This window comes from Rhodospirillum rubrum ATCC 11170 (genome assembly GCF_000013085.1).
GTDB lineage: Bacteria > Pseudomonadota > Alphaproteobacteria > Rhodospirillales > Rhodospirillaceae > Rhodospirillum > Rhodospirillum rubrum.
The window spans coordinates 2,346,033-2,369,261 of record NC_007643.1 but is presented as its reverse complement, the minus strand read 5'-3'; the positions used below and the strand labels follow the sequence as shown (position 1 = coordinate 2,369,261).

At 65.5% G+C, this 23,229-nt stretch carries 16 protein-coding genes; 11 read left to right on the top strand and 5 right to left on the bottom strand.

Annotated features, from left to right (window positions below; translation table 11 throughout):
- The first annotated feature begins 25 nt into the window (after positions 1–25).
- From RRU_RS10615 to RRU_RS10590, 6 genes are all read left to right on the top strand, one after another.
- A complete protein-coding gene (locus tag RRU_RS10615; RefSeq protein ID WP_011389801.1) occupies positions 26–1,117 on the top strand; it encodes an ABC transporter ATP-binding protein in 1,092 nt (363 codons plus the stop codon).
- Positions 1,118–1,178: 61 nt separating this feature from the next.
- Positions 1,179–2,231: an ABC transporter substrate-binding protein gene (locus tag RRU_RS10610; RefSeq protein ID WP_011389800.1), complete on the top strand. Its 1,053-nt coding sequence runs from the start codon at positions 1,179–1,181 to the stop codon at positions 2,229–2,231.
- A gap of 77 nt (positions 2,232–2,308) precedes the next feature.
- The gene (locus RRU_RS10605; RefSeq protein WP_014626293.1) at positions 2,309–3,535 is read left to right on the top strand and encodes an ABC transporter permease; all 1,227 of its coding nucleotides are present in this window, start codon (positions 2,309–2,311) and stop codon (positions 3,533–3,535) included.
- 49 nt (positions 3,536–3,584) lie between these two features.
- Entirely contained in the window at positions 3,585–4,412 is an 828-nt protein-coding gene (locus RRU_RS10600; protein ID WP_011389798.1) for an ABC transporter permease, read from the top strand.
- A gap of 95 nt (positions 4,413–4,507) precedes the next feature.
- Positions 4,508–4,942, top strand: coding sequence for a hypothetical protein (locus RRU_RS10595; RefSeq protein WP_011389797.1), 435 nt, complete (start codon positions 4,508–4,510; stop codon positions 4,940–4,942).
- Complete coding sequence (locus RRU_RS10590) at positions 4,939–6,240, top strand: hypothetical protein (protein WP_162470612.1); 1,302 nt, start codon at positions 4,939–4,941, stop codon at positions 6,238–6,240. Before RRU_RS10595 ends, RRU_RS10590 begins: the two co-directional genes overlap by 4 nt.
- Positions 6,241–6,255: 15 nt before the next feature.
- Here the strand turns inward: RRU_RS10590 and RRU_RS10585 are convergent, their stop codons facing one another.
- Entirely contained in the window at positions 6,256–6,822 is a 567-nt protein-coding gene (locus RRU_RS10585) for a cupin domain-containing protein (RefSeq protein ID WP_011389795.1), read from the bottom strand.
- 240 nt (positions 6,823–7,062) lie between these two features.
- On the opposite strand from RRU_RS10585, the gene RRU_RS10580 reads away from it, so the two are divergent.
- From RRU_RS10580 to RRU_RS10570, 3 genes are all read left to right on the top strand, one after another.
- Positions 7,063–8,430: an aspartate aminotransferase family protein gene (locus tag RRU_RS10580; protein ID WP_011389794.1), complete on the top strand. Its 1,368-nt coding sequence runs from the start codon at positions 7,063–7,065 to the stop codon at positions 8,428–8,430.
- 310 nt (positions 8,431–8,740) lie between these two features.
- Positions 8,741–9,872 (top strand): peptide chain release factor 2 gene (gene prfB, locus RRU_RS10575; RefSeq protein WP_148265477.1). Its coding sequence is split into 2 segments (ribosomal slippage): positions 8,741–8,809 and positions 8,811–9,872, totalling 1,131 coding nucleotides; the frame shifts between segments, so codons are not numbered across the junction.
- Positions 9,873–9,892: 20 nt separating this feature from the next.
- Entirely contained in the window at positions 9,893–10,732 is an 840-nt protein-coding gene (locus RRU_RS10570) for an alpha/beta hydrolase (protein WP_011389792.1), read from the top strand.
- Here RRU_RS10570 and RRU_RS10565 read toward each other — a convergent pair.
- Positions 10,729–14,196 carry a bifunctional [glutamine synthetase] adenylyltransferase/[glutamine synthetase]-adenylyl-L-tyrosine phosphorylase gene (locus RRU_RS10565; protein ID WP_011389791.1) on the bottom strand — a complete coding sequence of 1,156 codons (3,468 nt, stop codon included), beginning with the start codon at positions 14,194–14,196 and terminating at the stop codon, positions 10,729–10,731. The genes RRU_RS10570 and RRU_RS10565 overlap by 4 nt on opposite strands.
- 87 nt (positions 14,197–14,283) lie before the next feature.
- Between RRU_RS10565 and RRU_RS10560 the strand changes: the two genes are divergently transcribed.
- Both RRU_RS10560 and RRU_RS10555 read left to right on the top strand, forming a co-directional pair.
- Entirely contained in the window at positions 14,284–17,550 is a 3,267-nt protein-coding gene (locus tag RRU_RS10560) for a DUF3971 domain-containing protein (RefSeq protein ID WP_011389790.1), read from the top strand.
- Between the two features lie 12 nt (positions 17,551–17,562).
- Complete coding sequence (locus RRU_RS10555) at positions 17,563–17,949, top strand: NifB/NifX family molybdenum-iron cluster-binding protein (protein WP_011389789.1); 387 nt, start codon at positions 17,563–17,565, stop codon at positions 17,947–17,949.
- Positions 17,950–17,971: 22 nt separating this feature from the next.
- On the opposite strand, the gene RRU_RS10550 is transcribed toward RRU_RS10555, so the two are convergent.
- The 3 genes from RRU_RS10550 to RRU_RS10540 form a co-directional block, all read right to left on the bottom strand.
- On the bottom strand, positions 17,972–18,988 hold the full coding sequence (locus tag RRU_RS10550) for a PstS family phosphate ABC transporter substrate-binding protein (RefSeq protein ID WP_011389788.1): 1,017 nt from the start codon (positions 18,986–18,988) through the stop codon (positions 17,972–17,974).
- Between the two features lie 4 nt (positions 18,989–18,992).
- Positions 18,993–20,462, bottom strand: a complete 1,470-nt coding sequence (locus RRU_RS10545; RefSeq protein ID WP_014626290.1) for an inorganic phosphate transporter — start codon at positions 20,460–20,462, stop codon at positions 18,993–18,995.
- Between the two features lie 124 nt (positions 20,463–20,586).
- Entirely contained in the window at positions 20,587–23,187 is a 2,601-nt protein-coding gene (locus RRU_RS10540; protein WP_011389786.1) for an ATP-binding protein, read from the bottom strand.
- Positions 23,188–23,229 lie beyond the last annotated feature (42 nt).

Genomic DNA, 23,229 nt, shown 5'->3' with positions numbered 1-23,229 from the left:
GGCGAAACGGCAGAAGGAACGGTTCATGGGTGATGCCGAGGCGTTGGTCCGTTTCCGGGGCGTGCAGAAAACCTACGATGGCCAGACCCTGGTCGTCAGAGACCTTGACCTCGATATTCGCCGTGGCGAATTTCTCACCCTTCTCGGCCCCTCGGGGTCGGGCAAAACCACCTCGCTGATGATGCTGGCGGGCTTCGAGGTTCCGACCCAGGGCGATATCCTGCTCGCCGGGCGCTCGGTGCGCGACACCCCGCCGCACAAGCGCGATATCGGCATGGTTTTCCAGAACTACGCCCTGTTTCCCCATATGACGGTGGCCGAGAACGTCGCCTTTCCGCTGTCGGTGCGCGGCATGCTCAAATCCGACCAGCGCGATCGCGCCCTGCGGGCCCTGGCGATGGTCCGCCTTGAAAACCTGGGCAATCGCCGCCCGGCCCAGCTTTCCGGCGGCCAGCAGCAACGCGTCGCCCTGGCCCGCGCCCTGGTCTTCGAGCCCACCCTGGTGCTGATGGACGAGCCGCTGGGCGCGCTCGACAAACAGCTGCGCGAACACATGCAGATCGAGATCAAGCACCTGCATGAAAGCCTGGGGCTGACGGTGGTTTATGTCACCCACGACCAGTCCGAGGCCCTGACCATGTCGGACCGGGTGGCGGTGTTCAGCGATGGGGTGATCCAACAGCTCGACAGCCCTTCGGGTCTTTACGAGCAGCCGCGCAACAGCTTCGTCGCCCGTTTCATCGGCGAAAACAACACCTTGAACGGCGTCGTCGAAAGCGTGGCGGAAGGCTATGCCACCGTGCGCCTGGCCACGGGCGAAGCCTTGCGCGCCCGCGCCGTCGCCATCGACGGGCCGGGCGCCAAGACCAGCGTATCGATCCGTCCCGAACGTGTTCACATCGAAGGCGAGCCCGAAGGGCCGGTCAGCCGCTTGGCCGGGGTGGTCAGCGAGACCATTTATCATGGCGACCACATGCGGGTGCGGGCCCGGGTCGGCGGCAACGACGAATTCACCATCAAGATGCGCTACCGGGCGGGCCGGCCGATTCCCAAGGCGGGAGAGGCGTTGTCGGTCATTCTTGGGGCGGAGGATTGCCTGGCGCTCGATCCGGTCTGACCGGGGAAGGTCCAGGCTGCGCGCGGGCCGCCGGCCCATAACGATCAGGGAGAACACCACCATGCGTTTGCTTTCCCGTTTCCTCTCCGGTACCGCCCTGGCCCTGTTGGCCAGCGGTATCGCCGCCTCGGCCCAGGCCCGTGATCTTACGGTGGTTTCCTGGGGCGGCGCCTATCAAGAGGCGCAGAAGACGCTGTACTTCGCGCCGTTCACCGCCGAGACCGGCGTCGCCATGCTTGATGAATCGTGGGATGGCGGCATCGGCGTGCTGCGCGCCAAGGTCGAAGGCGGCAATGCCACCTGGGACGTCGTTCAGGTCGAAAGCGATGAACTGGCGCTGGGTTGCGAAGAGGGGCTTTACGAAAAGCTGGACTTCGCCAAGATCGGCGGCGCCGAGTCTTACATGAAGGAAGCCGTCAGCGAATGCGGCGTGGGCGCCATCGTCTATAATTTCGTGCTGGGCTACGATAAGGACAAACTGAAGACTCCGCCCAAAAGCTGGGCCGATTTCTTTGATACCAAAACCTTCCCCGGCAAGCGCGGCCTGCGCAACGGCCCCAAGACCACCCTTGAGATCGCCCTGATCGCCGATGGCGTCGCCCCGAACGATGTCTATTCCGTTCTGGCGAGCGACGAGGGCGTCGAACGCGCCTTCAAGAAGCTTGATACCATCAAGAAGGACATCGTCTTCTGGAAGGCCGGCGCCCAGCCGCCCCAGCTTCTCGCCTCGGGCGAAGTGGCGATGACCTCGATCTACAACGGTCGCGTCGATGCCGCCAATAAGGCCGATGGCCGCCATTTCGGCATCGTCTGGGACGGCAGCCTGTTCACCATCGACAGTTGGGTCGTCCTCAAGGGCTCGCCCAATGTCGAAGGCGCCTATAAGTATCTGAATTACGTTGGCAAACCCGAGGTCCAGGCCAAGCTGCCCATGGCCATCGCCTATGGCGTCACCAGCAAGGGCGCCAACGCCAAGATCGACCCCGAGCGGCTGAAGGATCTGCCCACCGCCGAGGCCAATATCGCCAACGCCACCGAGATCGACACCACCTTCTGGCTTGAAAACATCGATCGCCTGACCGAGCGCTTCAATAAGTGGGCCGCCGTCCAGTAAGGACGCGCCCGCTCGGCGCCCGGGAACCCTGGGGAGGTGTTCCCGGGCGCACGGTTTGGGTTTTCTAGGAAGGGGAGATGCCGATGGGCGCCGAGATGTCGCTGAAGTCCAAGCTGCGCCGCGCCGAACGCCTGCGGCAGTTGCGCGCCTTCGGTCTGATCCTGCCCCTGTTGTTGTTCCTGGTCGTCACCTTCGTCGTGCCGATCGCCGATATGCTGCGGCGCTCGGTTCACGATCCCGAGTTGTCCCAGGTGTGGCCGGCGACCACGAGCGCCATCAAGGGATGGACCGCGCGCGAGCGCCTGCCCGACGAGGCGGTTTTCGCCGCCCTGGCCGGCGACCTGCGGGCCAGCCGCGACGCGGCGACGCTGGCGACGGCGGCGCGGCGTCTCAATTACGATTTCAACGGATCGCGAACCCTGCTGTTCACCACGGCGCGCAAGCTGCCGGCGAGCGCGCCCTCGTGGACCGAGGCGCTGATCGCCGCCGATCCGCGCTGGGGCGAGACCGAGGTCTGGGGGGCGATCAACCGGGCCTCGGGACCGCTTACGGCGTTTTTCCTGATGCAGGCCGTTGATCTGGAACGCGACGCCACTGGGGCCCTGCGCGGCGCTCCGACCGATGAGGCGATCTATATCGACGTTCTCGGCCGCACCTTCGGCATCAGCCTGACCGTCACCGTGCTCTGCCTCCTGCTCGGCTTTCCGGTCGCCTATCTTTTGGCCAATCTGCCGCCGCGTCAGGCCAATTTGTTGATGATCCTGGTGCTTTTGCCGTTCTGGACCTCGCTCCTGGTGCGCACGGCCGCCTGGGTCGTGCTGCTCCAGGATCAGGGGCTGGTCAATAACCTGCTGATTTGGCTCGGCGTTATCGAAAAGCCGCTGCGCTTGATGTACAACCGCGTCGGGGTGATCGTGGCGATGACCCATGTGTTGCTGCCCTTCATGATCTTGCCGCTCTATTCGGTGATGAAGGGCATCTCGCCGGTTTATCTGCGCGCGGCGCGTTCGCTCGGCGCCACGCCGACCATCGCCTTCTTGCGGGTTTATCTGCCGCAATGTCTGCCCGGCTTTGGCGCGGGCGCCCTGCTGACCTTCATTCTGGCTTTGGGTTATTACATCACGCCGGCCCTGGTCGGCGGCGCGGCCGATCAGATGCTCAGCTACTTCATCGCCTTCTATACCTCCGACACGGTGAACTGGGGCATGGCCTCGGCGCTGGGGGCGGTCTTGCTGGCGGCGACCCTGGTGCTCTACGCCGTCTATACCCGGCTGGTCGGTACGGATTCGGTGAAGCTGTCTTAAAATCGCCAGGGGATTGTCTCCAAGTCCCTGGATCCCGGGAGGCCCGATCATGCGCTCTACCCATACCCGCACCGGCGAGGAAAAGTTCTGGATCACCCTGTTATGGGTCGGCGCCGTCGGCGTGCTGGTCTTCCTGATGGCGCCGATCCTGGCGATCATTCCGCTGTCGTTCAACGGCGGTCAGTTCCTGACCTATCCGCTTCAGGGGTTTTCCTTGCGCTGGTACGCGGCCTTCCTCACCGATCCGGTGTGGATCCGCGCCCTGCGCAACAGCCTGATCATCGGCATCGTCTCGACCATCCTGGCCACCGGCCTTGGCACCTTGGCCTCGCTGGGTCTGGTGCGGGCGAAGTTCCGGGGCAAGGGGCTGGTGATGGCGGTCTTGCTGTCGCCGATGATCGTGCCGGTGGTGATCACCGCCGTCGGCTTCTATCTGTTTTTCGCGCCCTTGGGGCTGACGGCCAATTATCCCGGGCTGATCCTGGCCCATACGGTGCTGGCCGCCCCCTTCGTCGTCATCTCGGTGACGGCGACCCTTCAGGGGTTCGACATGAACCTTGCCCGCGCCGCAGCCAGCCTGGGCGCCGATCAGGTAACCACCTTCCGCCGGGTTATTTTGCCGTTGATCGCGCCGGGCGTCGCCTCGGGCGCCTTGTTCGCCTTCGCCACGTCGTTTGACGAGGTGGTGGTGGTCTTGCTGGTCGCCGGCCCCGAACAGCGGACCTTGCCGCGCGAAATGTTCAGCGGCATCCGCGAAAACATCAGCCCGACGATCACCGCCGTCGCCACCGTGCTGATCTTGTTCTCGACCCTTCTGCTGATCGCCCTCGAAGCCCTGCGCCGGCGCAACGAACGCATGCGCGGACTGGCGGGGTAGGGGGCGTTTCTTGCTCTGAAAACCGCGTCATCGGCGGGCCGGACGCTTGGGCGCGCCTTGTGATATCGTTCTTTAGCAGACGGGGAGCGACGCGCATGACGGGGGGAAAGCGCCAGGGGAATCGGCCCGACCGCAGAATCGCCGATCGCTCCTTTCTTCAAGACGCCGAGAAGACCCGCCTTTTGAACGATCTCGTCTATGTCGGTTCCAGCCTGCATAAGCTGCGTCCGGGCGATTACGGACTGGTGCCCCCCAGCAATCCGCGCCCTTCTAAGTCGGCCTGTGACGAGGTGCGATCCATTTTGATCTCGGAGGCCGCCCTGTTGTTTCGCCGGGGACTCGAGAAGGGAATGGTTAGCGTTTTTCCACAAGGCGGCATGCCCAAATACGTTTGGGCGGTTGACGACGGGGGCGAGGTTTACGAGGCCAAAACCAAACCGGGTCAGGAAAGCCGCTATCATGGCTATCGCATTGGCGAGGATGAGCAGCCGTGGCGGGAGTATGTTTTGCGCGCATGGAGGGAGCGGTGAGCCCGTCTTTGGATCTGACGGTTTCTCCCGAACGTCTTGATGAGGGCACGCCCGAGGAACGGGCGGCCTTTGGCTTGTTCGTGGTGAGGACCCCGGCGCAATCGCTGACCGAGGGCTTTGACCATTATATAAACAGTTGCCGCTCCGGCCCCCTTGTCTCGGGATATCATGTGGCGGAATGGTTGGCGTGGAATTGGTGGCGACTGCGCCATGAGCCCCGATCAAACGCCGAGGGCTGGTCCTTCGCCCATGGGATGACATCGATTGGCGAAGGCTATGTCTGGCCCAATCTGACCATATATTCGGATGGAGTGCGCACGGTTCTTCTCTCGCGCCCCTCCTCGGACCCCAAAGCCAAGCCCTACCGATATTTCGGCGCGCCGCCGACGGTCGTGTCCTCGACGCTTTTCGAAAGCGCGGTTGATACCTTTCTATCGCGCATTATCGGGCGGTTGCGCGAGCAGGGGGTCGGCGAGACCAATCTTGATCGACTGTGGAGCGATCTGCTGATCGAGCGATCCGACCCGCATCTGGCGATCCGCCGCAAGCTGGAAGCCCTGCTCGGCCTGGATCCCGGCGAGGCGGAGGAGGGGGCTTTGGCGGGCGTGCTTGCCGATGGCAAGGACCTGGGCCAAGCCGCCATGGAGGAAATGGCCGCTGAAAGCGCTCAGGCCAACCAGGCGGTGATGTCGGGTGAAGCCCTGGCCGATCTGGCGAAAACCCATGGATTCGAAGCCTCTGTGAAGGATTCCGTGCGTTTGGGAGCGTCCTGGGGCCGCTTGGCCGATGCCGCCAAGCCGGCGTGGCGGCTGGGGGCTGAAATGGCCAAGGCGCTGCGCGATCAGGAGGGGTTGGGCGGGGCGCCCGTGGGAACGACGCGGCTGGCCGAGATGATCGGGACCAGGGCGACGCATCTGGCCGACACCGCCGCCCTCAGCCTTCGCTTTTCTTTCTGTCTAGAGGCGGGGGAGGGGCCTTCGCAGGTGGTCTTGCGCTCCCGCTGGCCCGCCAATCGACGCTTCCATGCCGCCCGTCTTCTCGCCGATCGCCTGTTTTCCCCCGGCGAGCGTCTTCATCCGGCAACCGAAGCCGGCACCTATCGTCAAAAGGTTCAAAGGGCTTTCGCCGCCGAGTTCCTGGCGCCCTTTGAGGGCGTCGAGGCCATGATGGCCGGGGATTTTTCGCCCGAGAGACAGGAGGATGTGGCGGAGCATTTCAATGTTTCGGCGATGACGATCAATGCCATCTTAAAAAACAACAAAAGGCTTGTTCCCGATGAGTTCGAACAGGATTTCTAGGTCTATGAGGGGACCTTACAGATAAGGCGGCGTGCAGGCCGAGACGATGACGCAAGGGGCATCGAAGGGGTTGCGGAAGCGGTGGGGGCGTTTGCTGTCGAACAGATAGGAATCCCCCGGGCCAAGGACGTAGCGGGTGGTATCGACGGTCAGTTCGATCTGGCCGCTGATGACGATGCCGCCCTCTTCGGAGGCATGGGCGAGCATGGTGCGGCCGGTATCGGCGCCCGGGGCGTAGGTTTCATGGAGGATCTGCAGGCCGTGGCGGCTGGTGTCGCCGACTTGGCGGAACGAGATCGCCCCTTCGTTGCGGCGCTGGATCTCGTTGGTCAGTTCGGCCAGTTCGTCGGGGCGGAAGACGATCTGATCGGGGGGCGGCGTTTCCTGGCTGAAGAATTCGGCCAAGGTCATCGGAATACCCTGGAGCACCTTGCGCAGCGAGGCCACCGACGGGCTGCTTTGGTTTTGTTCGATCAGCGAGATGGTGCCGTTGGTCACCCCGGCGCGCCGGGCCAGTTCGCGCTGGGACAGCGCCTTGGCTTCGCGGATGGCCCGCAGACGGGCACCGACATCGAAGTCCATCACGGGCGTCCCTCCGGTTGTTCATCTGTTGATTATTTTAGGTCACTTGCGCCCCCTAACCAAACAGTTAGTTGGTATATTTCCTAAGTTTATTAGGGAGATCCCGCTCTTCTTCGAGAGTGGAGGAAATTGTGTTGTTTAAAATAATAAACGGGCGTAGGGTCGAGGCCAAGGGAGCCAAAGACGGCCAAACGCCCGCCAGCGGCCCCGTCCCACCCTGTGCGCCGGAAGGACAAGCCAATGGTTTCGAATGCCTTGCGTGATGCCGATCTCAGCTACACCATCCATCCCTATACCAACCTCGTCGCCCATGAGACCAAGGGGCCGCTGATCGCCGTTCGCGGCGAGGGCGTGCGGGTTTTCGATGACAAGGGCAAGGACTACATCGAGGGGATGGCCGGGCTGTGGTGCGCCTCGCTGGGCTTTTCCGAGCCGCGGCTGGCCGCCGCCGCCGCCCGCCAGATGGCCGAGCTGCCGTTCTTCCACATGTTCAGCCACAAGTCCCACGAGCCGGGCATCCGCCTGTCCGAGGAACTGGTCAAGCGCGCCCCGGTGCCGATGGCCCGCGCCTTCTTCTGCAATTCCGGGTCGGAAGCCAACGACACCGCGATCAAGATGATCTGGTACATCAACAACGCCCTGGGCCGGCCGCAGAAGAAAAAGATCATCGCCCGTAAGCGCGCCTATCACGGCGTGACGGTGGCCTCGGCCAGCCTGACCGGCCTGCCGGCCAATCACCGCGATTTCGATCTGCCGATCGCCAATATCTTGCACACCAGTTCGCCCGATTACTACCGCGAGGGCAAGCCCGGCGAGAGCGAGGAAGCGTTCGCCAAGCGCTGCGCCGACGAGCTTGAGGCCATGATCCTCGCCGAAGATCCCAACACCGTGGCCGCCTTCTTCGCCGAGCCGATCATGGGCGCGGGCGGCGTGGTCCTGCCGCCCAAGGGCTATTTCGAGCACATCCAGGCGGTGCTGAAAAAATACGACATCTTGCTGGTCGCCGACGAGGTGATCTGCGGGTTCGGCCGCACCGGCCAGTATTGGGGCAGCCAGACCTTCGGCCTGAAGCCCGATATCCTGACCTGCGCCAAGGCGTTGTCTTCGGCCTATATGCCGATCTCGGCGGTGCTGGTCACCGAAGAGGTCTATAAGCCGCTGCGCGATAATTCGGGCAAGATCGGCACTTTCGGCCACGGCTATACCTATTCCGCCCATCCGGTGGCCGCCGCCGTCGCCCTGGAAACCCTGGCGATCTATGACGAGCGCGACATTTTGGGCAATGTGGCGGTATCGGGGGCGCGGCTGCAAGAGCGCCTGCGGAGCTTCGCCGATCATCCGCTGGTTGGCAATGTGCGCGGCATCGGTCTGATCGGCGCCATCGAACTGGTCGCCGACAAGGCCACCCATGGCGCCTTCCCGGCCAGCGACGCCGTTGGCCCCCGGGTGGTGACCAAGGCCGAAGAGGCCGGGGTGATCTTGCGGGCGATGGCCGGCGATGTTGTCGCCTTCAGCCCGCCGCTGATCATCACCCCCGAAGAGGTCGATCAGATGATGGATCGCTTCACCGTTGCCCTCGAGGCGGTTACCGCCGAGGTCTTAGGTTAGGCGGTTACCGCCGAGGTCCTAGGTTAGGCGGTCACCGCCGAGGTCTTAGGTTAGGCGGTCACCGCCGAGGTCCTGGGTTAGGCGCTCGGCGCCCCGGGTCCTTGGGCTTTCGATAAAAAAGGGCGGGCTTCGCCAGGGGCCCGCCCTTTGATCGTGGCATCGGTTCTGGACAAAGGGGGTGGTCTGGGGCACCCTGGCCGGCCTTCCCCTGGTCACGGCGCTGGCCGGCCGGGGATCGGGTCGGGTTTTGACAGGCGGGAGCGGGCGTTTGGCGCCGTGGCTCCCCGGATAATGAAGGTTCCCAAGCACCATGCGTGCGGAAAACCAAGCTCTCATCGACGAGATCAAGCAGTCCATGGCGCTGCTGAGGAGGCATCTTTGACTGGGATAACGCCCTCAGACGCCTGGATGAACTGAACGCCCTTTCCGAGGATCCCAACCTCTGGAACAACGCCGCCAAGGCCCAGAAGCTGATGCGCGAGCGCACCCATCTGGAGCAATCGGTCGCCGGCTATCGCGCCCTTGAGCGCGAGGTCGACGACGCGGCGACGCTGATCGAACTGGGCGATGCCGAGGACGATGCCGAAAGCATCGCCGAGGGCGAGCGCATGCTGCACAGCGCCGCCCAGAAAGCCCGCAAGCAGGAGCTTGAAAGCCTGCTGTCGGGCGAAGCCGATCATAACGACGCCTATTTGGAAGTCCATGCCGGGGCCGGTGGCACCGAGGCCCAGGATTGGGCGCTGATCTTGCTGCGCATGTATACGCGCTGGGCCGAAGCCCACGGCCACAAGGTGGAATTCCTTGAAGAAAGCGCCGGGGAAGAAGCCGGGATCAAATCGGCGACGATCAAGATCGTCGGCCATAACGCCTATGGTTGGCTGAAGACCGAAAGCGGCGTGCACCGGCTGGTGCGCATTTCGCCCTTCGACAGCTCGGCGCGGCGCCATACCAGCTTTTCCTCGATCTGGGTCTATCCGGTGGTCGATGACACCATCGAGATCGATATCGAAGAAAAGGATTGCCGCATCGATACCTACCGGGCCTCGGGCGCCGGTGGTCAGCACGTCAACCGGACGGAATCGGCGGTGCGCATCACCCATATTCCGACCGGCATCGTCGTGCAGTGCCAATCCGAACGCTCGCAGCACCAGAACAAGGATTATTGCTGGTCGATGCTGCGCGCCCGCTTGTACGAGCATGAGCTGCAAAAGCGCGAAGAAAAGACCAAGGCCCTGGAAGACACCAAGACCGATATCGGCTGGGGTCACCAGATCCGCTCCTATGTTCTGCAGCCCTATCAGATGATCAAGGACACGCGGACCAACGTTGAAACCTCTGATACCCAGGGCGTGCTCAACGGCGATCTTGATCAATTCATGGCCGCGTCGCTGGCCGCCCGCATCGTCGGCGCCGGCGACGCCATGGCCGATATCGCCAAGTAAGATCCGGAACGGGGGCGGGGATGGGGTTCGTGTTGTGCCTCCTCGCCCTTCCTTTGGCCTTATGGCTGATCGCCTGTCTGGCCTTGGTGATCTTCCAGCGCGCCTTGCAATACCGCCCCTCGCTTGACCCGCTGCCCGATCCGGCGGCCGCCGGCCTTGCTGGGGCGCGCGGGGTGGTCTTGTTCCCCCTTGATGGCCTGTCCCTGACCGCCTGGTATCTGCCGCCGCCGCCTTCGGCCGAGCCGCCCCGGGCAGTGGCGCTGTTCCATGGCAATGCCGGATCGCTGATCGAGCGCGTCCATAAGGCCCGCATGCTGGCCGGCGAGGGGCTGGGGGTGCTGATGGTCGAATGGCGCGGCTATGGCGGCAACCCCGGCCGACCGACCGAGGCCGGGCTGCTGGCCGATGGCCGGGCGGCGATCGCCTTTCTGGAAGCCCAGGGCATCGATCGCGCCCGGCAGATCTTCTATGGCGAGAGCCTGGGCTCGGGTGTCGCCTTCCACCTCGCCGCCGAGGGGCCGGCCCCGGCGGCGGTCATCACCGAGGGCGCCTTCACCCGCGCCGTCGATGTCGGGGCGCGGCGCTATCGGTGGATGCCGGTGCGCCTCTTGATGCGCGACCGCTTCGACAGTCTGGCCGCAGCACAGCGCGTCACCTGCCCGGTGCTGATCCTGCATGGCCGCCAGGACGGCGTCGTGCCCTTCGACATGGGTCCGACCCTGGCAAGTGCCGTGGCCGGCAAGGTCAGCACCTTCTTCCCCGACCAGGGCGGCCACGTCGATCTGCTTGATCACGGCGCCCAACCGGTGATCGCCGGGTTCCTGCGCGAGGGGGCCGGCGGCGCTTTCAGGCTTCCCTAAAGCGCCCGAGCCTCCTCAAGGACGGCGGCCACGTGGCCGGCGACTTTGACCTTGCGCCAGATCTTGCGGATGATGCCCTCGCCGTCGATCAGGAAGGTCGAGCGGTCGATGCCCATATAGGTGCGGCCGTACATGCTTTTTTCGACCCACACCCCATAGCTTTGGCAAACGGCGCCCTCGGCGTCGCTGGCCAGGGTGAAGGGCAGGCCCTGTTTGGCTTTGAAGCCGTCGTGGCTTTTGACGCTGTCTTTGGAAACGCCAACGATCACCGCCCCGGCTTCGGCGAAGGCCTCGGCTTGCTCCTTGAAGCCCAGGGCTTCGGTGGTGCAGCCCGAGGTGGCGTCCTTGGGATAGAAATACAGCACCAGCTTTTTGCCGCGCAGATCGGCCAGCGATAGCGTGCCGCCGCCATCGGTGGGCAGCGAGAAATCCGGGGCGGCGGTGCCGGGAGCGACGGGTATCTCGGTCATTGGCGGGCCTTTCTCAAGGGGCGGGGGCGGGGGGGGGCGCGTCGGATCGACGATCTCGGTGAAGATCTGGCGCACGCGGGCGCCATCGTCGGCCATATGGGCGCGGAGCGTTTCAAAGTCATCCCAGCCGGTGGCGCGGGCCAGTTTGGCTTTCAGGCCCGGCGTCAGATCGGAGTCGCGCGGCGGGCCGGCGATGGAATGGCGCAGCGTCGCCTGGATGCCCAGATTGCGCCGATGATGGGCGCAAAGGAACCGGCAGATCGCCGGGTCGAGATAGCCGGCCTCGCTCAGCCGGCGCAGGGCCCCCACCGTATCGGCGGCCAGAACCTCGGGTGTTCGCGGGGCGTGGCGCAGTTGCAGGAACTGGGCGAGGAAGTCGATATCGACCAACCCGCCCGGCGCTAGCTTCACGTCCCAGGGGCTGGCGGCGGGTTTGTCGCGCTCCATGCGGGCGCGCATATCGGCGACATCGCGGGCCAGGGTCTCGGCATCGCGCGGCCGGGTCAGGGTCTCGGCGATCACCGCGTCGATGCGGGCGCGCAGGCCCTCGGGGCCGGTGATCACCCGGGCCCGGGTCAGGGCCATATGCTCCCAGGTCCAGGCGGCATCGGCCTGATAGCGGCGGAAGGCGGTCAGGCTGGTGGCCAGCGGGCCCTTGTTGCCCGAGGGCCGCAGCCGCATGTCGACCTCGTAAAGCGCGCCTTCGGCGGTCAGCGCGGTGATGGCGTTGACGATGCGTTGGGTCAGGCGGGTGTAATAGGCGCTGACCGGCAAGGGCCGCTGACCGGCCTCGGTAGCCTGCGAGCCCTCGCTGTCCTCGGGGGTTTCGTAAACGACGATCAGATCGAGATCGGAGGTGGCCGTCATCTCGCGCGAGCCCAGCTTGCCCAGCGCCACCACGGCCATGGCGCCGCCCGGCACGACGCCATGGGCGAGGGCGAATTCCGCCTCGACCCGGGGCACCAGCCGCGACAGCGCCACATCGGCGACATCGGACAGGCTTTGGCCGGCCTCTTCGGCCTCGACCAGACCGCGCAGGGCCAGAACGCCGATGGAAAAGCGCAGGTCGTTGGCCCAGCGCCGCACCAGATCAAGGGTGTCTTCGAAGACCACCGCGTCGGCGAGCAGGGCATCGAGGGAACGGGTCATGTCGGCGTGGCTGGGCGCGCCTTCGAAGAACCCCGGGGTCAGCACGATATCCATCAGCCGGGGATTGCGCGCCAAGTGCTCGGAGAGGCGCGGGGCATCGCCCATGATCTCGGCCAGCAGACCAAGCAAGCCGGGATTGGCCTGGAACAGGGTGAACAACTGCATGCCCGTGGGCAGCTTGCTGAGGAATTCGTCGAAGCGCAGCAAGGCGGTGTCGGGCTGGGCGGTGGCGGCCAGGGCCTTGAGCAGATCGGGCATCAGCTCGGTCAGCCGCTCGCGGGTCCGCGTCGATCGGGTCGCCGCATAGCGCCCATGGTGCCAGCCGCGAATGGTCGCCGATATGCCTTCGGGGTTGGAGAAGCCCATGCGGCGCAGGGTCGCCAGGGTTTCGGGATCATCCTCGCCGCCGGTGAACACCAGATTGCCACCCTGCGACAGGCTGGGTGCGTCTTCGAACAGGCCGGCGTAATGGCTTTCGACGCGGCGCAGGCGGGTGGTGACGGCGACCCCCAGGGCCTCGGCGTCGGCCTCGCCCATGAACAGGGCGAGATGGCGCAGCTTGTCGGGCTCGAGGGGCAGGGTCTGGGTCTGCTCGTCGTCGATCATCTGCAAGCGGTGTTCAAGGGTGCGCAGGTAGCGATAGGCCTCGGTCAGTTCGTCGGCCGCCGGGGCTTCGACCAGCCCGACCTCGACCAGATCGGCCAGGGCCTCGCAGGTGGATTTCGAGCGCAGTTTCGGCGTGCGCCCGCCCCAGATCAGTTGCTGGGTCTGGGCGAAGAATTCGATTTCGCGGATGCCGCCGCGACCAAGCTTGATGTTGTGGCCGGCCACGCCGATCTCGGCGCCGCCGCGCACCGCGTCGATCTGGCGCTTGATCGAATGGATGTCCTGGATAGCGTTGAAATCCAGGTATTTGCGCCAGACGAAGGGGCGAAGATGGGTGAGGAAGGCTTGGCCGGCGACCAGATCGCCCGCCACCGGCCGGGCCTTGATCATCGCCGCCCGTTCCCAGTTCTGGCCCATGGTCTCGTAATAGATTTCCGCCGCCTCGGTCGAGATGGCGACGGCGGTGGAGCCGGGATCGGGGCGCAGGCGCAGATCGGTGCGGAAGACGTAGCCCTCGGCGGTGCGCTCCTCCATCATGCGCACCAGATCGCGCGTTAAGCCGACATAACACTCCTTGAGCGAGCGTTTGCCCTGATAGCGGGCCTTCTCGGCGTCAAACAGCACGATCAGATCGATGTCGGAGGAATAATTGAGCTCGCCGCCGCCCAGCTTGCCCATGCCAAGAATAAAGAAGCCGCTGTCGCGCTCGGGATCCTCGGGATGGGGCAGCACCAGATCGCCGCTGGCGGCGCGGCGGGTCAGCAAATGGGCGACAACGGCGCGCAAGCTGCGTTCGGCCAGGGCCGAAAGCGCCGCCGTCACCTGTTCCAGGCTCCACCACCGGGCGATATCGGCCAAAGCGATGCACAGCGCCGCCCGGCGTTTGGTCACGCGCAACACCTGCATGACGACCGTGGCCTCACTGGTGGCGGCGATCGCCCGCGCCATGCCCTCAAGCAGATCGGGGAAAACCTGATCGGGTCCGCGTAGGGCCAAAGTCTCGACAAAGGCCGGCTCGCGGATCAGCGCCGCCGACAGATAGGGGCTATTGCCGAAAACCGCCGCGAGCAGCGCATTTCCCCGCGGATCGTCGAGGAAATTCTTGACGAAAGAGGGCGCGATCCCCTCACTGTCGTCGCGGGCCAGGGCGCGCCAGCGCTCCAGCCCCCGATCCAGGCGACCCTGGTCCGCCGGCAGGGGAAACCGTGCCGTCGCGGAAGGAAAAAGGAACTCCTGCATTTTTGCTCCGTTGTTTCCCAGCACACTGGGCAACGGCGTTGCCGCCGTCAAGGGATGGCGGTACGCGTTGTCGCGAAGGAAAAGCCCGTGGTTCATAGTGGGGTGAGGGTGTTGTTCCGCGTTCTGGGCGCGCTGGGATTGCTGACGCTCGCCCTTTTGGCCTTTTTCGGTTGGCGGCTGGAGCAGGGGCCGCTGTCGCTGTCCCTGCTGACCCCTTATATCGAAGACGCCCTTGCCGACCCCGAGGGTGATTTCGAGGTGGTGATCGACGGCACCGAACTCGCCTGGGGTGGCTGGCAGCGTCCGCTGAATTTGCGGGTGGTCGGCGTGGTGGTGCGCGACGCCGACCACCGGTTGATCGCCCGGCTGCCGATGGTGGCGGTAACCCTGGCGCCGCGCGCTCTGCTTGATGGCGAGGTGGCGCTGCGCCGGGTCGAAATCCTGTCGCCCAGCCTTCATATCACCCGCCTTGAAAGCGGCGAGATCTCGCTGGGCGGCGAGGCGCCTTTGCCCATCGTTCCCTCCATCGGATCCCCGGTCCACTCCCCGGGCGACGGCCAAAACCCGGTCGGGCCGTCAGCGGTCGCCGGCGGGGATGCCTCGGCCGGGGAGCGGGCCGGCCGCACCCCCTTGTCCGAGCGCCTGGATCGCTGGGTGGCGATGCTGACCGATCAGGCCGGCGGCGTCGCCCGGCTGACCCTCCGCGATGGGGCGATCGATTTCGATGATCTGCGCAGCGGCGTCAGCATGCATATGCCCCGCGTCAATGCGACGCTGATCGCCGACAGCCAGGGGGTGGCCGGTGATATCGCAGCCCATCTTCACCTCGCCCAATCCCTGGCGCGCATCGATCTATCGATCAGCCACCGGGTGGGCGAGGGGACCGTCGAGGCCGAGGCGACGATTTCCGGCCTGGACGCCCGGCAACTGGCCCAGGCGGTGCCGGCCCTGGCCGCCGAGGGGACTTTGGATCTCGCCCTGTCGGGATCGGCGCGCGCCGTTCTCGATCTCGACCTGCTCGAGGGTCCGGCGCCGCTGAGCGGCGTGCTTGACGCCGGATTCGCCCTGGAAGGCCGCGATGGCGCCCTGGCCCTGCCCGAGCCGATGGGAACCACCTATCCTTTGCCGCGGATTTCCCTGAGTGGTGGCATCGAAGACGGCTTTTCGGCGGTTTTTCTTGATAAGGTCGATGTCGATCTTGGCGGGCCGACGGTCCATGCCACCCTGCGCGCCGAGGACCCGCTGACCGCCCCCCGGGTGGCGATCACCACCTCTGTCCTGGGGCTTTCGATCGAGGATTTGAAGCGCTTCTGGCCCCACGACAAGGTCGATGGCGCCCGGGAGTGGATCGCCCTCAATCTGTCGGAGGGGACGATCCGCCAGGGTGATTTCACCTTCGATCTGGCCGGTCCGTCGTTGCAGGACATCGACATCACCGCCCTGCAGGGCCTGGCCATGGTCGAGGGTATTGCCGTCGACTACCGCAACCCCCTGCCGCCGCTTGAACAGATGTCGGGCGAGATCGTCTTCGGGCTCAAGGAGATCGCCGTCAAGGTGGCGACCGGCCGCCTGCGCGGAGTCGAGGGGCTGGAGGTGGTCAAGGGTACGGTGGTCTTCGGCGGCCTTGACGCCGAGGACCAGACGGCGGCCATCGCTGTGAGCACCAAGGGGCCACTGGCCTCGGTGATGGCGGTCATCGATCACCAGCCGCTCAATTACGCCAAGGCCGTCGGCATCGATCCCAAAACCGCCAAGGGCGCGGTCAAGGCCGATCTGTCCTTCGCCTTTCCCTTGCTCAAGGATCTGACCTTCGAGCAGATGGCGATCCGTGTCGAAGGCGATGTCGAAGGCGTGGCCCTGCCAAAGGCCGCCTTCGGCCGCGATGTCAGCGACGGCAAGCTGAAGGTGGTGCTTGACCAGAACGGCATGGATATCAGCGGCACGGCGACGCTGGCGAGCGTGCCGGTCGCCCTGGTCTGGCGCGAGAACTTCGTCGATGCGCCGTTTTTGAGCCGCTACAAGGTGAAGGGAACCCTCGATGCCAAGGGCATGGCCTCGCTGGGGATCGATCCCGCGCTGATTTCACCCCCCTATGGCGGTGGCGTGGCCAAGGCCGATCTGACCTATATCCGCCTGCCCGGCGGGCGGGCGACGCTCGAGGGCCGGCTGGATCTGACGGAGACGGTGCTTGACCTCGAGGCGTTCGGCTGGCGCAAGCCCGCCGGCAGCCTTGGCGCCGCCAAGGTTTCGGCAAGGCTTGGCGGCAAGGACGACCGCCTCGACATCGACATGACGGCCGAGCCGCAGATGACGGCCAAGGCCAGCGTTTTCCTGAACGCCAAGGGCGACGAGATCAAGCGCGTCGATGTCGACAGCTTCGTGGTCGGCAATACCCGCCTTGCCGGTTCGGTCTCCCTGGGGGGATCGGCGGGGCCCGATATCCGCATCGGCGATGGCGTTCTCGATCTGCGCCCCTATTTCGATCGCCGGCGCGGCGCGGCGACCTCGCCGACGCCGGCCGAAGGCGTGGCCGCCAAGCCGACCAAGGATTTGCCGGCCTTTTCGGCGACGGTGACGCTTCGCCAGATCATGCTGGCCAATGATGTGGTCTTCGAGCATGTGACGGCGCGGGCCGCCCGCGATGCCCATCATTGGCGCCAAGCGGTCGTCAATGCGGCGGTGCGCGGGTCATCGCCGCTGGCCCTGGCCCTGGAGCCCAAGGGGACGCAGCGGCGGTTTACGCTTTCGGCGGCCGATGCCGGAACGATCCTGCGCGGGTTTGATGTCATTGAAACCGTGGCCGGCGGAAATCTGTCGGTCGAGGCGCTCAGCGACCCGGGCGGGGTGGCGCGCGGCCGGGTTCTGGTCAAGGACTTCCGCCTGCAAAAGGCCCCGGTGCTGGCCCAGATCCTGTCGGTGGCCGGATTGACCGGCATCCTTGATGTGCTGGGCGGGCAGGGTATCGCCTTTTCGACGCTGGTGGTGCCCTTCGTCTATGACGATCCGGTGGTGACGGTCTCCGAGGCCCAGGCCTATGGCAACGCCATCGGCCTAACCGCCGAGGGGGCGATCAATCTTGACGACGAGCGGCTTTCGCTGAAGGGCACGGTGGTTCCCGCCTATGCGATCAACAGCCTGCTCGGCAAGATCCCCTTGCTTGGCAGCATCATCGTTGGCGGCAAAGGGCAGGGGGTGATCGGGGTGAATTACGCCGTCAGTGGCGATGTGTCCAAGCCGGCGATTTCGGTCAATCCGCTATCGGCGCTGACTCCGGGCTTTCTGCGCGGTATCTTCAAGATCTTCGACCAGCCCGACCAGACGGCGACCGAGAAGGTCGGCGGCACCGGCGGATAAGGATCTTGGCGCATGCGCATCGCCGTAGCCGTTGACAAAAGCTTTTCCCTGGTCGCCGGCCATGCCGGACAGGCCAAGCGCTGGCTGGTTTTTGAGGCCGCCGCCGGAGAGCGGCCGCGCGAGATCGACCGTATAGAGTTGGAGCGCCTCCAGGTCTTCCATCATTTTCAAGATGACGTCCCCCACCCCTTGGACGGCGTCGCCGTGGTCATCGCCGCCAGCGCCGGCGAGGGGTTCGGCCGGCGGATGACCAAGCGCGGCGTCGAGAGCGTTCTGACCGCCGAGAGCGATCCGCTGAAGGCGGTCACCGACCATCTGGAACGCACCCTGGCGCCGCCCCGGCCGCGACCGATCTCCGGCCTGCTGTGCAAGGCCTTCGACCTGTTCTCCAAGCATTGAGGCCAGGGGTGTCGAGGCTAGGTCAGGGGGCTTTCCCGGAAGCCGCCGCCGGCACCAGTCCAAGCGCCCTCAGATAGCCATCCTCGCCGATCGCCTGCTCGGCGGTGAAGGCCTGTACGTAGCGGTCAAGGCCGCTGATCAGCCCAAGATGGGCGGTTTTGACATAGAGGATAAGCTGGGTGGTCAGGGGATAGCTGCCCTCGGTGATCGTCTCGATCGTCGGAGCGATGCCCTCGATCGGGATGGCGCTGACCAGATGGCCGTTGCGGTGAAAGGCGGCGTAACCGATGAAGCCGACCGCCGTCGGATCATCGACCAGCCGCTTGACCAGACGGTCGTCGTCCTCGCCGGCCTCGATGAAAGCCCCATCCTCGCGCAGGCGCCGGCAGGCGGTCTCGCGCTCGGCGGCGGGGCGTTCGGCCAGCAGCGGAAAGGCGAGGCAGCCGGGGTCCATAAGGGCGCTGGCAAGGTAATCGCGCGTGCCCGAGCTGGGCGGCGGACCGAAAATCCGGATCGGAACGGCGGGCAGGCCCGGGGCGATATCCGACCACAGCCGGTTGGGATTGGTCTCCAGCGCCCACTTTCGGGGAACCTCGTCGGCCAGGGCCAGCCAGACCATGCGGCGGGTGAGCGCCGGAAACGGCGTTTGCCACGATCGGGCCAGAACCACCGCGCCATGGCCCAGATAAATCTCGCCGATGTCGTCTACACCATTGGCCCGGCAGCGGGCGCGCTCCTGGTCGGTCATCGTTCGCGAGGCCGCGACCAGATCGGGGGTCTCAAGACCGATCCCGGCGCAGAAGCGATGGAAGCCGGCGCCCGTTCCCGTCACTTCGACCAAAGGCGCCTGCCCCAACCCCAGCCGCGACAGCCGCTCGGCCACCGCCGCGGTGAGCGCGAACATCGTTGACGATCCGACGATCCGCGCTTGGCTCCGCGCCCCTTCGGCCGCGCGCGCCGGCTCGGCTCCTCCCCCCAGCAGTCCGCCAAGCAGACCAAGGATGGCAAGGGACAGGCGAATAGGGGAGCGGGGCGGCATGAGGCTACTCCAGGAAGGCGGTGAGCAGCAGGTATAACCCCGCCGAGAGCGCCGCCGAAAGGGGAACGGTCACCACCCAGGCCGCGCCAATGGTCGTGATGTGCTGGCGGCGGACCAGACGGCGCCGTTCCAGCTTTTCCACGCGCTGCGGGTTGTCGATCGCATCGAGCCGGGGCGGATGCACCAGATGGGACAGTTCCTGGTGATTGGCCAGGGCCTCGCGCAGGAAGCCGACCCCGAAAACGGCGCCAACGGCGATATGGGTCGAACTGACCGGCAGCCCCAGCCCCGAGGCGGCGAGAACGGTGACGGCGGCCGAAAGCGAGACGCAGAAGGCCCGGGCGCGGTCGAGCTTGGTGATTTTTTCGCCGACGGTGCGGATCAGCTTCGGACCAAACAGGAACAGCCCGGCCGAGATGCCCGCCGCGCCGACCACGAGGATCCACAGTGGCAGGACCACGGCTTGGTCCTCCACCCCGCCGCCGGCCAGGGCATTGGCGATGGCGGCAAGCGGTCCCACCGCATTGGCGACGTCATTGGCGCCATGGGCGAAGGACAGCAGGGCCGAGGAAAAGATCAGGGCATGGGTGAAAAGGCCGCTCACCGCCTTGCGCCGGTTCTCCATTTCCACCGTCTGGCGGCGAACGATCGGACGCATGAGCGCCCAGACGCCAAGGAACGATCCGACGCCGGCGAGGCCGACCAGCCAGGAGGGCGGCGCATAGACGCGGGCGAGGCCCTTGGTCAGCAGATACATGCCAAAGGCGCCGGCCATCAGGCCGATCAGCACCGGGATCCAGCGGCGGGCGGCGGCGATCTTGTCGTCTTGGAACAAGATCATCTTTTTGACGAAGAGCAGTAGGGCGGCGGCGATGACGCCGCCCATCATCGGCGAGATGACCCAACTGGCGACGATCGCCCCGACGGTGCTCCAATGAACCGCGCCGACGCCGGCGGCGAGGGCCCCCGCGCCCATCACCCCGCCGACGATGGCATGGGTGGTCGAGACCGGGGCGTTGAGATAGGTCGCGAGGTTGACCCATAGCGCCGAGGCGAGAAGGGCGGCGATCATCACCTGGACGAATTTCACGTTATCGGACATCGCTCCGGGATCGATGATCCCCTTGGAAATCGTCTCGACCACGTCGCCACCGGCCAGGATGGCCCCCGAGGCTTCGCAGATGGCGGCAATCAACAGCGCCCCGGCCATGGTCATCGCCCGCGAGCCGACGGCCGGTCCCATATTATTGGCGACGTCATTGGCGCCGATGTTGAGCGCCATATAGCCGCCGACGACGGCGGCGAGGACGAGAAAGGTATGGGACGGGGTTTGGCCAAAGGTCATCGCCGTGAAGGCCCAGATCACGCCCAGGAAAACCACAGCCAGACCGATGCCGACCGCCGGTCGGCCGGTGATCGCCAAACCGGCTTCGATCGCCGAGAAGCGTTTGAGCTCCTTATGGAGCTTTTTCATATTCTTCGGACCGCTTGGGGAAATCATCCTCGTCCTCTGACTGTCAGCGCGGGGGAAGGGCATCGCGCGCAGTCATCGGGGATTCCGTCATAAAAATGAAGTAAAAATGTCATCGCGCCGAGGATTACCCCGTCGTCGAGACCGTCGCTCCGGGACCGTGGGCCATCAAGGCCTCGGCCAGACGCTTGCGGGTGATCGGCTTGGACAGATAGCCGGTCATGCCCGCCGCCATCGCCGCCGCCACATCCCCGCTGGTGGCATTGGCGGTCATGGCGACGATGGGCAGGCCGCCCACCGGCGCCGGCTTGCCGCGAATAAGACGGGTGGCTTCATAGCCATCCATGCCCGGCATCTGGACATCCATCAAGATCAGGTCGAAGGGCATGGTGTCGACGACCCGCACGGCGGCGGCGCCGTCATCGACACAGGTGACCCGGTGGCCCAGCTTGGTCAACAGCCCAAGGGCGACCTGACGGTTGATCTCGTTGTCTTCGACCACCAGGATCGACAGCGGTGGGCCCTGGAAGGGAGGGGGGGGCGGCGATTGGCTGGCGACGACTTCGGGCAGATCGACCTCGAACCAAAAAAGGCTGCCAACGCCCGGGGTGCTGTCAAAGCCAAGGCGCCCGCCCATCAGCCCGACCAGCCGCCGACAGATCGACAACCCCAGCCCGCTGCCGCCAAAGCGCCGGGCGGTCGAGGCCGACACCTGGGTGAAGTCGTGAAATAGCGTGTCTTGTTTTTCCTTGGGGATGCCGATCCCGGTGTCTTCGACCTCGAAGCGCAAGGCTCCGCCCGTGCCGGCTTTCAGGCGCAGGGTAAGCGAGCCCTTTTCGGTGAACTTCACGCCGTTGTTGGCGAGATTGAGCAGGATCTGGCGCAGGCGGCCCTCGTCGCCCAGGCGGAGCGGCGGCTTCGCCCCTTCGATCGAGGTGCGCAGGGCGATGGCCTTGTCGCGGGCCGGCCCCTCCATCAAGGTCCGCACCCCTTCGAGCAGGGTGGCGGGATCGAAGGGGCGACTTTCCAGATCAAGATGACCGGCCTCGATCTTGGACAGATCGAGAATATCGTTGATGATCACCAGCAGGGCCTCGGCCGAGATGGCGATGGTGCGGGTATAGCGCCGTTGTTCGGCATCAAGGGGCGTGTCGCACAACAGATCGGCCATTCCCAGAACGCCGTTGAGCGGGGTGCGCAATTCATGGCTCATCACCGCCAGAAAGTCCGATTTCGCCCGATTGGCGACTTCGGCTTCGTCCTTGACCTTGCGCAGATCGCTTTCATGGCGGATCTGATCGGAAATATCGCGGACGACGCCGGTGAACAGCCGGCGGGCCGGCGCGCCGCCGGGCGGGGGCGCCGGAAGCGCGCTGATCGCCACGGCCAGGGGAAACGACGCGCCATTCTTGCGCCGGCCGATGACCTTGCGGGTGCCGTTGAGGAGGGGCGATCGGCCATCCCACAGATGAAGCCCGAAAGGCTCGGCGTGGCCGGCGGCGTCTTCGGCGCTCATCAACAAGGCGGCGTTCTGTCCGACCACCTCGCTCTCGTCATACCCGAAGATCCTTTGGGCGGCGGCGTTGAACAGGTCGATACGGCCCTGGTCGTCCATGACGATCAGGCCGTCGACCATCGTGGCGATGATGGCCCGCGTTCGCGCCTCGCTTTCGGCAAGATCGCGGGTTCGCGTCAGGACCTGGGCCTCCAGGGATTCGTTAAGCGAGCGCAGGGCGATTTCGGCCTTCACCCGGTCGGTGACATCGGAGGCGTAAATATTGACATAGCGGTCGTGGGTGATGGGAACGGCGGTCAACAGGTAGATCCGCGTCCCCAGGCGGATTTCCGAGGTCATGATCTCGCCCCGACCCGTCGTCTCGCGGACCAGGGCGATGATCGTCGGATGCAAGGTCTCGCCGTCCAGAAACCCCGGCCGCAGTCGGGCCGAGGCATTGGCGTAAAGCAGGCCGCCGGAGTCGGAGGTCCTGATCACCGGATTGGGATTTTCCGAGGGAAAACGCGCCTGGGTCGCCGCCTCGAGCAGCGACATCTCGATGCGCCGGCGCAGGTCCTCGACGGCGCGAAACAGGTCGCCCAATTCATCGGTGCGTCCGATGGCCTCGCTCGAGGGGCCGCGTCCCTCGCCCGGCCGGATATCCACCACCAGCCGACGCAGGTCGAGCAAGGGCAGCAAGACCAGCCGCCCGGCCACGATCGCCGCGATCAGGATGACGGCTGCGGCCATCACCAAGGTCATCAAGGCGAGCCAGCCGATCTCGGTCCACAGCTTTTTCGTGATCGTATGCTTGTCCAGGCGCAGCGTCAGGGTTTCGCTGGCGGTCAAGGGGATGGCGATGTCCAGGCTGTGGCCATCATCGGCATGACGGCCCTGGCTGCCCGGATGGCTGTCGGGACGGTCGCCGATGCCGGCGACGGCGAAGTCGTTGCGCAGCAATTGCGCCCCGGTTATCCGCTCGTCGCCGAGCAGCACGCCAAGCCGACGCCCCCATTCGCCCAGGCTGGCCTCGGGCGGGGCGGCGGCGGCGAGGCCGAGGGCGCGGGCATCGGCCTCGAGATCATCGAGAAGCGAGCGCCGGTGGAGGATCGCCGAAGGCGCCACAACCAGGATCTCCAGCACGACGATGCCGATCAGCAGGCTGCGCGTCACCCGCCGGCCCAAGGTCGAGCCGAGCCCTTGACGCAGTCCGTCCCTCATTCGGCGGGGCAAGCGCAATCCTCCGGTCCATAGCGGGAAAACCCGAAACGCGAC

What these genes read in the sequence shown, in the direction of transcription:
- RRU_RS10570 (WP_011389792.1), top strand. Translation starts at nt 9,893, where the DNA reads ATGGGGTTCGTGTTGTGCCTCCTCGCCCTTCCTTTGGCCTTATGGCTG.
- RRU_RS10565 (WP_011389791.1), bottom strand. Translation starts at nt 14,196, where the DNA reads ATGCAGGAGTTCCTTTTTCCTTCCGCGACGGCACGGTTTCCCCTGCCG.
- RRU_RS10595 (WP_011389797.1), top strand. Translation starts at nt 4,508, where the DNA reads ATGACGGGGGGAAAGCGCCAGGGGAATCGGCCCGACCGCAGAATCGCC.
- RRU_RS10585 (WP_011389795.1), bottom strand. Translation starts at nt 6,822, where the DNA reads ATGGACTTCGATGTCGGTGCCCGTCTGCGGGCCATCCGCGAAGCCAAG.
- RRU_RS10610 (WP_011389800.1), top strand. Translation starts at nt 1,179, where the DNA reads ATGCGTTTGCTTTCCCGTTTCCTCTCCGGTACCGCCCTGGCCCTGTTG.
- RRU_RS10545 (WP_014626290.1), bottom strand. Translation starts at nt 20,462, where the DNA reads ATGAAAAAGCTCCATAAGGAGCTCAAACGCTTCTCGGCGATCGAAGCC.
- RRU_RS10600 (WP_011389798.1), top strand. Translation starts at nt 3,585, where the DNA reads ATGCGCTCTACCCATACCCGCACCGGCGAGGAAAAGTTCTGGATCACC.
- RRU_RS10605 (WP_014626293.1), top strand. Translation starts at nt 2,309, where the DNA reads ATGCCGATGGGCGCCGAGATGTCGCTGAAGTCCAAGCTGCGCCGCGCC.
- RRU_RS10555 (WP_011389789.1), top strand. Translation starts at nt 17,563, where the DNA reads ATGCGCATCGCCGTAGCCGTTGACAAAAGCTTTTCCCTGGTCGCCGGC.
- RRU_RS10580 (WP_011389794.1), top strand. Translation starts at nt 7,063, where the DNA reads ATGGTTTCGAATGCCTTGCGTGATGCCGATCTCAGCTACACCATCCAT.
- RRU_RS10550 (WP_011389788.1), bottom strand. Translation starts at nt 18,988, where the DNA reads ATGCCGCCCCGCTCCCCTATTCGCCTGTCCCTTGCCATCCTTGGTCTG.
- RRU_RS10615 (WP_011389801.1), top strand. Translation starts at nt 26, where the DNA reads ATGGGTGATGCCGAGGCGTTGGTCCGTTTCCGGGGCGTGCAGAAAACC.